The organism is Corallococcus sp. CA049B (assembly GCF_003611685.1).
Taxonomy (GTDB): Bacteria; Myxococcota; Myxococcia; order Myxococcales; family Myxococcaceae; genus Corallococcus; species Corallococcus coralloides.
Genome location: NZ_RAWC01000082.1, coordinates 19,226 through 34,676 on the forward strand (window position 1 = coordinate 19,226; position 15,451 = coordinate 34,676).

At 70.3% G+C, this 15,451-nt stretch carries 12 protein-coding genes; 8 read left to right on the top strand and 4 right to left on the bottom strand.

Annotated features, from left to right (window positions below):
• Window positions 1–981 (top strand): type II secretion system protein GspN, encoded by a 981-nt coding sequence (gene gspN / locus D7W82_RS19455; protein WP_120619776.1) that lies wholly within the window; start codon window positions 1–3, stop codon window positions 979–981.
• Window positions 982–1,063: 82 nt separating this feature from the next.
• Window positions 1,064–2,695 (top strand): sigma 54-interacting transcriptional regulator, encoded by a 1,632-nt coding sequence (locus tag D7W82_RS19460; RefSeq protein WP_120619777.1) that lies wholly within the window; start codon window positions 1,064–1,066, stop codon window positions 2,693–2,695.
• Between the two features lie 19 nt (window positions 2,696–2,714).
• On the opposite strand, the gene D7W82_RS19465 is transcribed toward D7W82_RS19460, so the two are convergent.
• Window positions 2,715–4,703 (bottom strand): APC family permease, encoded by a 1,989-nt coding sequence (locus tag D7W82_RS19465; RefSeq protein WP_233587799.1) that lies wholly within the window; start codon window positions 4,701–4,703, stop codon window positions 2,715–2,717.
• A 140-nt stretch (window positions 4,704–4,843) separates the two neighbouring features.
• On the opposite strand from D7W82_RS19465, the gene D7W82_RS19470 reads away from it, so the two are divergent.
• Window positions 4,844–5,359, top strand: coding sequence for an RNA polymerase sigma factor (locus tag D7W82_RS19470; RefSeq protein WP_120619779.1), 516 nt, complete (start codon window positions 4,844–4,846; stop codon window positions 5,357–5,359).
• A 12-nt stretch (window positions 5,360–5,371) separates the two neighbouring features.
• Here D7W82_RS19470 and D7W82_RS19475 read toward each other — a convergent pair whose 3' ends face one another.
• Window positions 5,372–6,025: a hypothetical protein gene (locus D7W82_RS19475; protein ID WP_120619780.1), complete on the bottom strand. Its 654-nt coding sequence runs from the start codon at window positions 6,023–6,025 to the stop codon at window positions 5,372–5,374.
• Window position 6,026: 1 nt separating this feature from the next.
• Window positions 6,027–8,204: a S46 family peptidase gene (locus tag D7W82_RS19480; protein WP_120619781.1), complete on the bottom strand. Its 2,178-nt coding sequence runs from the start codon at window positions 8,202–8,204 to the stop codon at window positions 6,027–6,029.
• Window positions 8,205–8,326: 122 nt separating this feature from the next.
• Between D7W82_RS19480 and D7W82_RS19485 the strand changes: the two genes are divergently transcribed.
• The gene (locus D7W82_RS19485; RefSeq protein WP_120619782.1) at window positions 8,327–9,064 is read left to right on the top strand and encodes a M50 family metallopeptidase; all 738 of its coding nucleotides are present in this window, start codon (window positions 8,327–8,329) and stop codon (window positions 9,062–9,064) included.
• 14 nt (window positions 9,065–9,078) lie between these two features.
• On the opposite strand, the gene D7W82_RS19490 is transcribed toward D7W82_RS19485, so the two are convergent.
• Window positions 9,079–9,738 (bottom strand): MBL fold metallo-hydrolase, encoded by a 660-nt coding sequence (locus D7W82_RS19490; protein WP_120619783.1) that lies wholly within the window; start codon window positions 9,736–9,738, stop codon window positions 9,079–9,081.
• Window positions 9,739–9,844: 106 nt separating this feature from the next.
• On the opposite strand from D7W82_RS19490, the gene D7W82_RS19495 reads away from it, so the two are divergent.
• The 4 genes from D7W82_RS19495 to D7W82_RS40110 all read left to right on the top strand — a co-directional run.
• Window positions 9,845–10,558 (top strand): hypothetical protein, encoded by a 714-nt coding sequence (locus D7W82_RS19495; protein ID WP_120619784.1) that lies wholly within the window; start codon window positions 9,845–9,847, stop codon window positions 10,556–10,558.
• A gap of 288 nt (window positions 10,559–10,846) precedes the next feature.
• Entirely contained in the window at window positions 10,847–13,228 is a 2,382-nt protein-coding gene (locus D7W82_RS19500) for a DNA topoisomerase (ATP-hydrolyzing) subunit A (protein ID WP_171425356.1), read from the top strand.
• A 10-nt stretch (window positions 13,229–13,238) separates the two neighbouring features.
• Complete coding sequence (locus tag D7W82_RS19505) at window positions 13,239–15,170, top strand: type IIA DNA topoisomerase subunit B (protein WP_120619786.1); 1,932 nt, start codon at window positions 13,239–13,241, stop codon at window positions 15,168–15,170.
• Between the two features lie 94 nt (window positions 15,171–15,264).
• Window positions 15,265–15,451: hypothetical protein (locus D7W82_RS40110; protein ID WP_199727787.1), on the top strand; the 187-nt coding region annotated here is incomplete at its 3' end.

The window sequence follows — 15,451 nt, forward strand, 5'->3', positions numbered from 1 at the left end:
ATGGCCACTGAATCCAAGACCGCCCGCTGGAAGCTCGTCCTGGGCTACACCGCCTTCGCGGTGGTGACGTTCATCCTCTGCCTGCTGATTACGTTCCCGTACGACGCGGTCCGCTCGCGGCTGGTGACGGAGGCCGCGGCCCACGGGCTGGCGGTGCGCATGGACAGCCTGCGTCCCGGCCTGTCCGGCGTCACCGCCACCAACGTGCGGCTGAGCAAGCCGCCCACGCCGCTGGGCTCGGAGTCCGTGGCGGCGCTCGCCCGCGGTGAGTCCGGCGGGCTGGGCCCGGACGAGCTGGGCGACGCGCTCATCTTCGACAGCGTGGCCCTGCGCCCGTCCCTCTTCCCGCCCGGCTTGGTGGTGAAGATGAAGGGCATGGGCGGCACGGTGAACATCCACGTGGGCGGCCTGAGCGGCACGTCGCTGAACGTGGACGTGGACGGCGTGCAGGCCGGCGGCGGCAACCTGCCCAAGTACACGGGCGTGGACATGGAGGGCACCCTCAACGCGAAGCTCGCGCTCACGGCGCCGGGGACGATGATCCGCGGCCAGCCGGTGGACTGGTCCCAGGCGTCCGGCACGGTGGCGCTGGACACCCAGGGGCTCACCATCAAGGGCGGCAAGGCGGCCATCCCCATGGGCGGCGGCCCCGCCATGCCCATGGAGCTGCCGCGCATCGAGCTGGGCGAGCTGAAGGGCGACCTCCAGTTCGACAAGGGCATGGGCACGGTGCGGGACTTGAACCTCAAGAGCGATGACCTGGAGGGCTCCGGCACCGGCACGCTGAAGCTGGGCCGCCGGCTGGAGTACAGCGAGCTGGGGCTGGACGTGCGGCTGAAGTTCGAGCAGGCCTTCCAGCAGCGGCTGGGCCCCCTGGCGCTCGCGGTGAACATGCTGCCGCAGGACCGGGACAACCCGGGTTGGCGCGGCGGCCGTCTCACCGGCATGGTGAGCAGCCCCCGCTTCGGGCCCAAGCGGTAGGCCCCCGGTTGATGCCCGCGCACGCGCCGTGTAAAGCGCTGCGCGCGGCCCTGGGGTGTCCGGGCATGGGAGAGGGTTCGTAATGCCGGAGCTGGTGTTCTTCCGTCGAGGCGAGGAAGTGCTGCGGGTGGCGGTGGACCGGGCGCGGGTGGTGCTCGGCCGGGGCGACTCCAGCGATGTGGCCATTCCGGATCCGGAGGTGAGCCGCCAGCAGGTGGCCCTCCTGTGGGACGGCCAGAAGTGCCGCGTGGAGGACCTGTCCGGCAAGGGCACGAAGGTCGCGGGCGCGGTGGTGGAGCGCGCGGACCTGCCGGACGGCGCGGACGTCGAGCTGGGCCAGTGGCGCGCGGTGTTCCGCCAGCACGGCGCCAGCGACGACGCGGACACGGCCACGGAGGCGGGCAGCGCCACCGCCGTGCAGGGCCGCGACTCGCAGCGCTGGCAGCCCGCGCAGCTGCGCGTGAGGCAAGGCGGCACGGAGGCCGTGCACCGGCTCACCGGCGACAGCTTCACGGTGGGCAAGGACGCGGGCAACGACCTGGTGCTCCAGGACCGGTTCATCTCCGGCCGGCACCTGAAGGTCACGCGGCGGGACGGCGTCTTCCACGTCGTGGACCTGCGCTCCACCAACGGCACGTGGCTGGGGCCGGTGCGCCTCTTCGAGGCGGAGGTGACGCTGCCCACCACGCTGCGCGTGGGCGAGGCGGAGCTCATCCTGGAGACCGTGCCCGCGGCCAGGAAGGAGGCGCAGGCCTTCCACGGCATCCTCGGGAGCGACCCGTCCGTGCGGCAGCTCACGGACCTGATTCAGCGCGTGGCGCCGTCCACCGCGGCCGTCACCATCCTGGGCGAGTCCGGCACGGGCAAGGAGCTGGTGGCGAACGCGCTGCACGCGTGCTCGCCGCGCGCGAACCGGCCGCTCATCCCGGTCAACTGCGCCGCCATCTCCAAGGAGCTGATCGAGAGCGAGCTGTTCGGCCACGAGAAGGGCGCGTTCACCGGCTCCGTGGGCGCGCGCAAGGGCGCCTTCGAGGAGGCGGACGGCGGCACGCTGTTCCTGGACGAGATTGGCGAGCTGCCCCTGGACCTCCAGGCGAAGCTGCTGCGCGCGCTGGAGAGCGGCGAAATCAAGCGCGTGGGCGCCAGCCGCCCGCTGCACGTGGACGTGCGCGTGGTGGCGGCCACCAACCGCGACCTGCTGGCGGCGTCGCGCGAGGGCCGCTTCCGCGAGGACCTGTACTACCGCCTGTGCGTCGTGCCCCTGCACCTGCCGCCCCTGCGCAACCGCCGGGGGGACGTGGTGGCGCTGGCGGAGCACTTCGTGCGCGCGTTCGCCCCGCGCGGCCAGACGGTGCGCTTCACGCCGGCCGCGTTGGACCGGCTCCAGCAGCACGCTTGGCCGGGCAACATCCGCGAGCTGCGCAACGTGGTGCACCGCGCGCTGCTCTTGCGCAAGGGGCCGTCCATCGACGCGAGCGACCTGTCCTTCGACCAGGAGGTCAACCGCGAGACGGGCATCACCGTGCCGGAGCTGCCGCCGGGCATGACGCTGGAGCAGATGCTGGAGAAGCTGGAGCGGCAGATCATCGAAACCGCGCTGCGCCGCTTCAACAACAACCGCGAGCGCGTGGCGCGGGAGCTGGGACTCGCGCGCTCCACCCTCTTCAAGCGCCTGAAGGACTGGGGCCTGACGAAGCAGGACGAGCAGGAGTGATTTCGAAGGCGCTTCCGCCCTACCCCTGGCTTCCAGGGTGGGCGGAGTCGCCCCAGGCGGAGTGCGGCGCCGGGTGCGCTTGCGTGCGCAGGTACCAGGGCACGCTGACCACCACCAGGCGCCGCTCGCCGGACAGCAGCAGCGCGCTGCGGAGCAGCTCCGAGCGGCGCCCGTAGAGCATGGCCCGGTACCAGCGCTTCTCCAGCAGCTCCGGCAGCACCATGGCCACGGTGCCGCCCGGCACCTCCGCGAGCAGCGCGTCCAGGTAGTCCATCAGCGGCCACACCAGCGCGCGGTACGGTGACCCCACGTGCACGAGCGGCGGAGGCTTGCGCCCGGCCTGCTGGAGCGGCCCCTGGACGAAGCGCTGCCATTGCGCGTCCAGCACCGCCTCGTCGGTGTCGCCGCTGCAGATGTGCACCGCGCGCACGTCGTCGCTCAGCGTCAGCGCGAAGCGCAGCGCCGTCTCCGACGCGTGGGACCAGCGGTCCACGGGCACCACGGCGACCATCGGCGAGGGGGGCGGCAGGAGCACGGGCCGCTTCAGCTCCGTCGCCTGCCGCGTGCGCGTGTACGCGGCGTGGACGCGAGACAGCACCAGCAGGCCCACGGGCACGAGGACGAACGCGGCCCAGCCCCCGTGCGTGAACTTGGACACGCCCACGATGCACAGCGTGAGCGCGGTCATCACCGCGCCCGCGCCGTTGAGGGCCCGGCGCCACCGCCAGCCCTCCTCGTCCCGGTGGCGGCTCCAGTGCACCACCATGCCCGCCTGGGACAGGGTGAAGGCCATCAGCGCGCCAATGGCGAACAGGGGAATCAGCCGGTCCGTGATGCCCTTGCACACGATGAGCAGCACGGCCGCGAGCGCGGACAGGGTGAGGATGCCGCGCGACAGGGCGAGCCTGCGGCCCCGGTGGGCGAAGCCCGGCGGCAGGTAGCGCTCGCGCGCCAGCACCTGGCAGACGAGCGGGAAGCCCGCGTAGCTGGTGTTCGCGGACAGCGCGAGCACGCAGAGGATGGCGGACATGGTCACGTAGTAGAAGACGCCGCGCCCCATCACCGCCGCGATGAGCTGCGACAGCACCGTCTGGTAGTTCGCGCCGTCGGGGTCCGTGGCGCCCACGCCGTACGCCCGGCACAAGAGCGCGATGCCCAGCAGCATCGTCACCAGGACGCCCACGATGAGGCCCAGCGTGGTGCGCGCGCGGCGGATGGCGGGGTCGCGGAAGATGGGCACGGCGTTGCTGATGGCCTCCACGCCCGTCATCGCCGTGCATCCACTCGCGAAGGCGCGAATCACCAGCCACGCGCCCAGGGAGGCGGTGGGCACCGCCAGCGGCGGCGGCTCTTGCACGGGCGTCGCGTCACCGGTGGCCAGCTTGAAGAGGCCCACGGCCAGCACCACGCTCAACGAGGTGATGAAGAACCACGTGGGCAGGACGAACACGGCGCCCGCCTCGCTGACGCCGCGCAGGTTGACCAGGGTGAGCAGCGCCAGCAGGGCCAGGGTGATGGGCAGCGTGTGCGGCCGCAAGGCGGGGAACGCGGACACCAGCGCGCCCGTGCCGGCGGAGATGCCCACCGCCACGTTGAGCAGGTAGTCCAGCATCAGCGCCGTCGCCGCGAGCAGCCCCGCGCCCCGCCCCAGGTTCTGCTTCGCCACGGTGTACGCGCCGCCGCCGCTCGGATATGCGGCGAGGGTCTGCGCGTACGAGCTCGCGACGAGCATCAAGAGCCCGACGATGGCGGCGGTGATGGGGAGGAGCAGCCACACCCCCGTGGCCCCCAGCGGGCGCAGCACGGTGAGCGCGGCCTCCGGGCCGTACGCCGCGGAGGACAGCGCATCCAGGCCCAGGAGCGCCACGCCGGTGAGGACGCCCGTCTTCTCCTGCATCGCCTGGGCGCTGGTGAGCGGGCGGCCCAGGAGCAGGTCCACGATGCCGTTGCCCTGACGGCGCCGGGGCATGAAGGGCCTCCTGCGTCCGTACTCGGCCAGCTGAGCCATGGCGGCATCTCCCCCTGGCCCGGAAGGTGCGCACCGGCTGTCCGGGCGAAAACACGGCCCCGGAGTCGCATGCCCTCCAGGGCCATAGACCCTTTCACGGGCCCATTCGTTTCACGGGAAGACACAGGAGACCGTCCGCCATGGGCCCGCACGCCGCCGTCCTCCCCTTCCCCACCCTGGATGATTTGTACGCCCTGCACCGTCCTCGGGCGCTGGCCATCGCCCGGCGCATCGTGGGGGACACCGACGACGCGGAGGACGTGGTGCAGGACGTCTTCCTGCGCCTGTCGCGGCAGCCCCCGGGACTGGATGGACGCGCGACGTGGACCACCTGGCTGCACCGGGTGATGGTCAACAGCAGCATCAACTGGCTGCGCGCGCGGAGGCGCCGGGAGCGGCTGACGCACGCGCCCCAGGAGGTCGTGTCGCCCGAGGCCCACGCCATGGGCGCGCAGATGCAGCAGCACTTCCACGAAGCGCTGGAGGAGGTGAACCCCCAGCAGCGGCAGGTGCTCTACCTGCGCGAGGTGCGCGGCCTGGGCTCCGCTGAAATCGCCCGGCTCCTGCGCATCCCCGAGGGCACCGTGAAGAGCGCCCTGCACCGCGGCCGCCAGCGCGCCCTCACCGTGATGGAGGAGCGCGGCCAGCGGCCGTGAGGCGTGGAGTTGTTACTCCTCGCCCTTGCTGCCCACGAACTGATCCCCCTTCTCCTTGAAGAGGAGGTTGAAGCTGGTGAGCGAGCCGTAGACGCGGGTGATGTAGCCCTGCATCTCCGCCTTCTCCGCGTCCGTGAGCTTGGGGTGGGCGTTGAGCTTCTGCTCCAGCACGCGGATGCGGTCGCGCACCATCGTGACCTTGTGGAACAGGCCGTCGATGGGCATGTCCTTCGCCTGCAGCTCCGGGTTGCCCGGCACCAGCCGCACCGTGCCGCCCTCCCACTTGCCGGCGAGCGGTGGATCGCTCAGGGCCGCCGCCTCCCGGAAGATGTCCATCAGCTCTTCGCGCGTCATGTTCAGCCCTTCCAGGTCCACCACTTCGTGCGGATCCGCGCGGTGGCGCACCACCACGGGCGCCACGCTGCGCGGGGCGCGGGTTCGCGTGCTCGAAACCACGGGCGCCGGGGACGCGGAGCCCCGGGGCGCGTACTTGTCACAGATGGGCGCGGAGGGCGGGAACATGCCGCGCGAGTTCTGCAGGCGGCACGGCCCCACCCATCCACGGTGATCCACGGAGTGCGGGCTCCAGAGCTTGCAGTTGCCACACACCCGCTCATCCGGCCGGAAGGTGGGCAGCGCTGGAGTCCCGTCCCCCGCGTCCGACATGTCAGCGAGCCTCCTTGGCCACCGGCTTGCCCTTGCGGACGTTGAGCTCACGCAGGAGCGCGTCCGCGTCCTCGACCTGGTCGAGCTGCCACAGCAGGTAGCGCACGTCCACGTTGACGTTCCGGGCCACGTCCGGATTGTAGCCGAAGTCGTTCGCGACGTTCTCCCACACGCGGTCGAAGTTCACGCCGACGAGCTGCCCCTTGCCGTTCACCGTGGGGCTGCCGGAGTTGCCGCCCGTGGTGTCCGCGTCCGCCAGGAAGTCCACCGGCACGTCCTTCAGCCGGGGGTCCGCCCACTGCCCGAACTTCTTCGCCGCCGCGGCCGCGCGCACCTTCTCCGGCGCGTTGAACGGCTCCTCCCCGGTGTGCTTCTGCATCATCCCCGTCAGCGTCGTCTGCGGCAGGTACAGCGCGCCGTCGCGCGGCGTGTAGCCCTGCACCTTGGCGAACGACACGCGCAGCGTGCTGTTGGCGTCCGGCGCAATCGGCTTGCCCGCCTGCGCCATCACCGCCTTGCGCCACGCCGGCCGCAGCCGGGAGGACGCGCCCTGGCGACGGTCGCGCGTGTCATCCAGCGCGGCCTGCTCCTTCGCCAGCTCCATGCCGAACGCCAGCAGCGGGTCGCGGCGCGCGGCGAGCTGCCCCACGGACTCGTCCGCCATCTTCAGGCGCTCCGCCAGGGTGAACACCTTGGTGCCCGCGTACAGCGAGTCGATCTTCGCGGAGACGTCCTTCTGGGAGTACGTCTTGCCGAACGCGGCATCCACGGCCGCGATGCGCGCGTCCTGGGGGAGCGCCTGCGCGCGCTTCACGAACGCGTGCAGGAGCGCCTTGTCCGCGGCGAGGAAGAGGTTCTTCTGCTCGCGCTCCAGGCGGTCCTTGATGCGCGGCAGCTCGCGGTCCATGTACTCCGGGCGGCGCTCCAGGTCCGGCTTCGCGCGCTCCATGGCCAGCCGGGACACGGTCGTGGCCAGCGCGGGGCCTCGCGCCAGGCGGCCGGAGATGCTCAGGAGGAACTCGCGGTCGAAGGTCTTGGCGGATTCCTGCTGCTCCGCGAGCAGCGCCTCGCGGGCCTTCAGCGCCTCGCCCCACTTCGCGGCGTCCTTCTGCGCCCACGCGACGGTGGCGCCTTCCGCGTCGCGCTGCTTCTCCACGATGTGGCCGCGCTTCAGGCCCGCCAGCTGGCCGCCCGCGTTCTTGTAGACGTTGTGCAGGCCCTTGAGCTGCGAGGCCACGGCGATCTTCCCGGCCGGGTCCTTCTCCCCTTCGGCCTCCAGGATGCGGATGGCCTCGCCCAGCACGTCGCGGATGCGCGGGTAGTAGCGCGCCTGGCGCTCCGCCATCTCGTCCGCGAGCAGCGTGCGGAAGGTGGTGCCCGGGTAGCCCAGCACCATCACGAAGTCGCCCGGCTTCACGCCTTGCGTGGACAGCGGGAAGAAGAACTCCGCCTTGTAGGGCACGTTCTTGTCGCTGAACGCCGCGGAGGCGCCGTCCGGCGCGGTGTACGCGCGGATGATGGCGAAGTCGCCGGTGTGGCGCGGCCACATCCAGTTGTCCTCTTCGCCGCCGTACTCACCCACGGCGCGCGGCGGCGCGTAGACCAGGCGCACGTCCTGCAACTCCACGGCGTCCACCAGCGTGTAGTTCACGCCGCCGTCGAAGGTGGCCACCTGGCAGCGGGTGGCGGGGCGCTTCTCGCACTCGGCGACCAGCTCCTTCTGCTTGCGGTCAATGGCCTTGTGGCGCGCGAGGTCGTCCGCGCCCTGCGGCACGGCGCCGTTGACCTCCGCCGTCACGTCCTTGAAGCCGCGCGGCACCTGCACGCGCGAGCCCTTGCCCGGGAGCTCCTCCGACTGGCTCTTCGCGAGGAAGCCGTCGGTGATGAGGTCCTTCTGCGGGGAGCTGTGCTCCTGGATGATGGAGAAGGCGCAGTGGTGGTTGGTGATGATGAGGCCGGAGGCGGAGATGAACGACCCGGAGCAGCCGCCGGTGTTCACCGTGCCCGCCAGCAGGCCCGTGCCCCGCTTGGGGTCCCAGAGCTTGCTGGGCGGCAGCTGGAGGCCCTGGGCCTTGAGCCAGGCGGGGCTCAGCTCCAGCACCTGCTGGGGGGTCCACTTCCCTTCCCCAGCGAAAGCCGGGGCAGCCACGAGCGAGAGGAGAAGGAGCGTCTTCTTCATGGTGCCCCATCCCTACTCCGTCCGCCGCCCCGGCGCGACCGTTCCGGTGTCCGGGGCGCGCGTTTTCGCGGAAGATGGAACGTGCTTGGATGTTCCGGTGTCCAGGCAGGAGGGGACCAGCGATGCGGACCGCGAGCGGGGCGACACTGGATTTCGGAAGGCTGGCGCTGCTGCTCCTCCTGATGGGGGCGTCCTGGTATTTCTGGTATTCGCCCGTGCTCCTCCCGGTGAAGGTGCTGGTGGTGATGATGCATGAGACGGGGCATGCCCTCGCCGCGCTGCTCGTGGGGGGCTCGGTGGACCGGGTGCACCTCCAGCTGAACGAAGGGGGCAGCTGCTTCTCCCGCCTGCCGCCCGGCGTCTTCAACCGCATCATCGTGTCGTCCGCGGGCTACCTGGGCAGCGCGGTGGCGGGCGCGGGGCTGATGCTGGCCACCTTCCGCTTCCGGCTGGGCCGCGCGGTGATGGGCGCGGCGTCCGTGTGGCTGGCGGTGATGGGCTTCTTCTACGCGGGCGACCCGTTCACCCTGGCCTTCTGCCTGGGCATGGCGCTGGCCATGGGGCTGGGCGCGCGCTTCCTGCCCACGGGGCTGGTGGACGCGCTCAACCTGTTCCTCGCGGCCTTCACCGCGCTCTACGTCGTCTTCGACCTGCGGGACGACCTGTGGAACAGCGCGGTGCGCGCGCAGAGCGACGCGGCCATCCTCGCCAGCGAGACGTGGGTGCCGTCCATCATCTGGGCGGCGCTGTGGACGCTCCTGTCGGTGGCCCTGCTGGGGGTGTCCGCGTACTGGGCCATGCACGCGAAGCCGAGCGGCGGAGTGAAGATGCCGCCCATGCCCCGCGCGCGGCGGGTGTGAGCCGGGCCTGAGCCCTACTTGCGCGGCCGCATCCGGAAGGCCACGAAGGACGCCATGTCCGGGAAGCCGAAGTACGGGTTCTTCTGACGGATGGCCTCCATCCGGGCCACCGGCACGTCCGCGTAGTCGTGCCCGGGATACAGCCGCGCGGTGTCCGGCACCTTCGAGAGCACCTGCGACAGCGAGCGGTACATGTCCTCCGGGTTGCCGCCCGGGAAGTCGCACCGGCCGCACCCGTTGATGAAGACCGTGTCCCCGGACACGAGCGCATCCTCCGCCAAGAGGCAGTGGGACCCTGGCGTGTGCCCGGGCGTGTGCAGCGCATGGAACGTGCGCGCGCCCACCGGCACCGCGTCCCCCGCCCTCAGGGGCTTGAGCGCGTCCCCACCCCGCTTGCGCAGGTCGCTGGAGAAGGCGACCTCCTCCGCCTGCGCGTACACCGGCACGTCATGGCGCGACAGCAGCTCCTCCAGGCCGTTGATGTGGTCGCCGTGGCAGTGCGACACGAACGCGCCCACCACGCGCTTGCCGTCCTGCGCCACCGCCACCTCGATGGCCGGCACGTCCCACGCCGGATCCACCACCACCACCTCCGGGCCGTCCTGGGGACCCACGAGGTAGACGAAGTTGTCCATCGGTCCGAGCTTGAGCTGGCGTACGTACGGCGTGGGCATGGTTGTCCTCCTGACGGCCACTCTACCCCCCAGGCTTGCCGCCCCGGGGCCAGTTCCCTTTGAATGCCACTTTTTGATGCCCCACGCCGTCAGGAGGTCTCCGTCCGTGAAGCGCCTGCCCACCCTGCTCGCCTGTTCGCTGCTGGCCAGCGCGAGCGCCTCCGCCGCGGGGCGGACCGCCTCCACGTTCCGCTACAAGCCGTCGCCGGACGACGAGCGCCCCGTCATCGTGGATGCCACCATCGGGCCCCAGGGCAGCGACTTCGCCATGCGCCTGAAGTTCAACAGGGACCCCTTCGGCGAGGAGTGCAAGCAGCGCTGCGCCAACGTCACCCTCTTCCTGGACACCGACTCCAGCGTCCAGTCCGGCCTCCACCTGCCCGCCGACAAGGCCCCGGAGAACGGCGCCGACCTGGCGGTCGTCATCCAGGGCGTGCGGGAGTACAAGCGCCAGGACGCGCCCCCGGAGATGACCCTGCGCGTGAAGATCCGCCAGCTGAGCTCGGACGCCACCAGCGCGGACGGGGGTGAATTGCTCGCGGACCTCAACCACCGGCAGGACCCGGACCGCATCCAGACGGACGGCACCACGGTCTACCTGCTCGTGGACGCCACCAGCGCGCTCTTGCCCTCCGCCCGCAGGGTGCGCGTCATCTACCACCCGCCGGGCAGCAAGGCCCTCAGCGCCACCATCAGCGGGATGGCCGGTGGCGGCTCAGGCCGGGGCGTGCAGATCTTCAAGCGAGGCAAGGGCTGGGGCCGCGCCCCTGACGCGGAGGGCAAGAAGCCCCGCGCCAACCCCGACGGCGACAACGGCTAGTCCAAGCAGCCCGCCAGCCAGGCCCGGCCCCTACTCCCCTCGGAATTCCGGGGGGTTGGCGGTGGGTTTCAAGCAGGCAGAGGACTGTACGGACGTGCAGAAGTTCCGGGCTGGAGCCGACGCAACCACCCGAATTCGTTCTCAATGTCAGAGGCCCATGGTAGTCCCGCCCATCTGACGTCGAGGGTCCGACCCGACTGGTAGTCGCAGCGCGCACGGCGTGACGCCCGCGCGCCGCGTCACGCCCGGCCGGTCGGCCCGTGTGAAACCCATCTGGATTCCATGACCATGCTCGCAGAAGCCGATACGAAGTCGCGCAAGAAGCAGGGAGGCCCGGCAGGGGGCGGAGGAAAGGGAGGCGGCGGCGGCGGGTCCGGCACCGGTGGCGGGGACAGCCTGCCCGCGGGCCTGGCCGAGGAAGCGCGCCGCCGGTACCTCAACTACGCCCTGTCGGTCATCACCTCGCGCGCCCTGCCCGACGTGCGCGACGGCCTCAAGCCGGTGCAGCGCCGCATCCTCTACGGCATGTGGAACGACCTGAACCTGTCGTTCGACACGAAGTACCAGAAGTGCGCGCAGGTGGTGGGCGCCATCATGGGCCGCTACCACCCGCACGGCGACACGGCCATCTACGACGCGCTCGTGCGCATGGCGCAGGACTTCTCCCTGCGCTACCCGCTGGTGGACGGCCACGGCAACTTCGGCTCGCTGGACGGCGACTCCGCCGCCGCCTACCGCTACACCGAGTGCCGCCTGGAGAAGCTGGCCACGGAGCTGTTGGGTGAGCTGGACAGCAAGACGGTCCGCTTCCGGCCCAACTACGACGGCACCCGCGACGAGCCCGTCGTCATCCCGGCGCGCGTGCCGCAGCTGTTGATGAACGGCACCACCGGCATCGCGGTGGGCATGGCCACCAACATCCCGCCCCACCACCTGGGCGAGCTGGTGGACGCGCTCCTGGCGCTCATCAACGACCCGGAGCTGCAGACCAAGGACCTGCTCAAGTGGATCAAGGGGCCGGACTTCCCCACCGGCGGGCAGATCCTCAACGACAAGAAGGAGCTGCGCGAAATCTACGAGACGGGCCAGGGCTCCGTCCGGATCCGCGGCGAGTACAAGCTGGAGGAGCACAAGCGCGGCGGTCAGATGATCGTCGTCACCTCCATCCCGTACACGGTGAACAAGTCCACGCTCGTCGCGAAGATTGGCGAGCTGGTGCGCGAGCGCAAGCTGCCGCTCATCACCGACGTGCGCGACGAGTCCACCAAGGACGTGCGCATCGTCATGGAGCTCAAGAAGGACGCCAACCCCGAGCTGGTGATGGCGTACCTCTACAAGCACACGCCCCTGCAGACGAACTTCGGCGTGAACCTGACGTGCCTCGTGCCGTCGGAGAACCCGGACGTCGGCACGCCCAAGCGCTTGGACCTCAAGTCCATCCTCCGCTACTTCCTCGACTTCCGCCTGGAGATCGTCACCAGGCGCTTCGAGCACGAGCTGGCGGAGCTCAAGCGGCGCGTCCACATCCTGGAAGGCTTCGAGAAGGCCTACGACGCGCTGGATGAGATCATCCGGATCATCCGCCAGTCGGAGGGCAAGCAGGACGCCGCCCAGAAGTTGATGGCGCGCTTCAAGATGGACGAGCTCCAGGTGGACGCCATCCTGGAGATGCGCCTCTACAAGCTGGCCCGCCTGGAGATCCTCATCGTCCAGAAGGAGCTCAAGGAGAAGCGCGCGGAGATCAAGCGCATCGAGGGCATCCTCAAGGACGTGAAGAAGCGCTGGGTCGTCATCCACGACGAGCTGACCGGCCTCAAGGCCGCGTACACGGACAAGCGCCGCACGCGCATTGGCGGCGCGGGCTCCGAGGAGGTGGAGTTCTCCGCGGAGGCGTTCATCGCGGACGAGGACGCCCACGTCGTGATCACCCGCGACGGGTGGATCAAGCGCGTGCGCGAGGTGAAGGACCCGTCCACCACCCGCCTGCGTGAGGGCGACGCGGTGATGGCGGTGCTCGCCGGCAGCCTGAAGGCGAACCTGGTGCTGTTCAGCAACTTCGGCACCGCCTACGTCACCCGCTTCAACGACGTGCCGGCCTCCACCGGCTACGGCGACCCGGTGCAGAAGCTGTTCAAGTTCGACGACGGCGAGCGCGTGGTGGGCGCCCTGTCCCAGGATGCCCGCCTGCCCCAGCCGGAGAAGCTGGTGGCGGTGACGCGCCAGGGCCTGGGCCTGCGCTTCCTCCTGGCGCCGCACACGGAGGTGTCCACCCGCGCCGGCCGCCGCTACGCGAAGACGGGCGAGGGCGATGAGATCATCGGCACGCAGCCGGTGGGCGACAAGGACCTGCTCGCCGTCCTCACGGAGAAGACCAACGCCCTCGTCTGCAAGGTGGCGGAGGTGAATGAGCTGGCGGGCCCCGGCAAGGGCGTCCAGGTCATCAAGGTGGACGCGGGCGACAAGGTGGTGGACTTCCTCGCGGCGCCAGCCAGTCGGAAGGACGCCGTGCTGGAGTTCGAGACGCAGAAGGGCCGCAAGCTGCACCTGTCACCGGCGAAGTTCAGCGTGACGGGCCGCGGCGGCAAGGGCCACGAGATGTCCAAGCGCGACACGGTGAAGGAGGTGGCGCGTCCCGTCACCTTCGTGCCGCTGCCGGAGAAGAAGGAGTAGCGGGAAGGCCATGGCGACCAAGAAGGAAACCTACACAGGCGCGGACATCCAGGTCTTGGAAGGCCTGGAGCCGGTGCGCAAGCGCCCGGCCATGTACATCGGTGGCACCGACGGCACGGGCTACCACCACCTCCTCTGGGAGATCGTCGACAACTCGGTGGACGAGGTCATCAACGGCTTCGCGTCCCTCATCGAGGTCACGCTCCACAAGGGCGCGAAGTCCATCACCGTCGTGGACAACGGGCGCGGCATCCCCGTGGACATGATGCCCAAGCACAAGAAGCCCGCCGTGGAGGTCATCCTCACGACGCTGCACGCGGGCGGCAAGTTCGAGCAGGGCAACTACATCCACTCGGGCGGTCTGCACGGCGTGGGCAGCTCCGTGGTGAACGCGCTCACCAGCAAGCTGCTCATCGAAATCAAGAAGGACGGCAAGCGCCACGTGCAGTCGTACGCGCGCGGCAAGGCGACCAGCGCCCTCAAGGTGGAGGGCCCCGCGCGCGGCACCGGCACCTCCATCACCTTCGAGCCGGACGCCGAAATCTTCGGTGAGAAGCAGAAGTTCGACGCGGCCCTGGTGCGCGAGCGCCTGGAGGCGAAGAGCTACCTGCACAAGGGGATGACCGTCGTCTGGAAGGACGAGACGGCCACGCCCGCCACGACGGAGACGTTCAAGCACGACGGCGGCATCGCCGAGTACCTCACCAAGGTCGTGTCGGAGCGCCAGAAGCCCATCGTCCCCGCGGGCAGCACGCCCTTCTACTTCTCGCGCGACAACGAGGTCCGCCTGGAGGTGTCGCTGGCGTGGACGGAGGCCACGGACGAGCACATCCGCTCGTACGTCAACGGCATCCCCACGAACCTGGGCGGCACGCACGAGGCGGGCCTGCGGGCCGCCATCGTCAAGGCGATGCGCAACTACATCGAGACGCACGGCCTGACGCCCAAGGGCGTGTCGCTCACCGCGGAGGACATCCGCGAGGGCATCACCGCCATCCTCTCCGTGTACGTGGTGGAGCCCCAGTTCCAGGGGCAGACGAAGGGCCGCCTCAACAACCCGGAGACGACGGCGCAGGTGGACAGCGCCGTGCGCCCGGTGCTGGAGAAGTGGTTCAACGACAACAAGTCCATCGCGGAAGCGCTGCTGGCGCGCATCATCCTGGCCGCCCGCGCGCGTGAAGCCTCCCGCGCGGCCTCCGCCGCCATCAGCCGCAAGTCCGCGGTGAGCCACCGGCTCAACCTCCCGGGCAAGCTGGCGGACTGCTCGTCCACGGACCCCGCGTCCAGCGAGCTGTTCATCGTGGAAGGTGACTCCGCAGGCGGCTCCGCCAAGCAGGGCCGCGACCGGCGCACCCAGGCCATCCTCCCCCTGCGCGGCAAGGTGCTCAACGCGGAGCAGGCGTCCACCGACAAGGTGGCCACCAACAAGGAGCTCCAGGACATCGTCAGCGCGCTGGGCTGCGGCATCGGCTCCGACTTCGACATCACGAAGCTGCGGTACGGCCGCGTCTTCCTGCTGATGGACGCGGACAGCGACGGCCACCACATCGCCACGCTGCTGCTCACGTTCTTCTACCGGCACCTGCGGCCCCTGATTGAAGCCGGCGCCGTGCACATCGCCCAGCCGCCGCTGTACCGGGTGGACATTGGCAAGGAGACGTACTGGGCCCTGGACGAGCCGGACCGCGACCGCATCATCCGCGAGAAGGCCCGGGGCAACGCCAAGCCCAACATCATGCGCTTCAAGGGTCTGGGCGAGATGACGGCCGACGAGCTGAAGCAGACGACGCTCGACGCGAAGAACCGCATCAGCCTGCGCGTCACCATCGACAACGCGCTGGAGACCGACCGCATCATCAACGACCTGATGGGGAAGGACGTCTCGGCGCGTTACAAGTTCATCACCGAGCAGGCCGGTGAGGTCCAGGAGTTGGACGTCTGAGAAAGTGGAAGTCCCCGCACACCCGGGACGGGCGCACCCGTCCCGGGGAGGCATTGGTCTTCCGCCCCGCGGGTCGGCTAGCATCCGCCGAATCGTGAACACCACCCGCCTTGCCCTGACTGTCGCGCTCGCCTGCGTGCTGAGCGCTCCCGCCGCCGACGCCGCCACCAAGCGGAAGTCCGCCGCGAAGAAGAAGCGCCCCGCCGCCACCAAGAAGGTCCCCGCGGCCATCCCCGAGGACACCTTCACCCCTCCGGACTCCGCCGAACCCGAGTCGGACG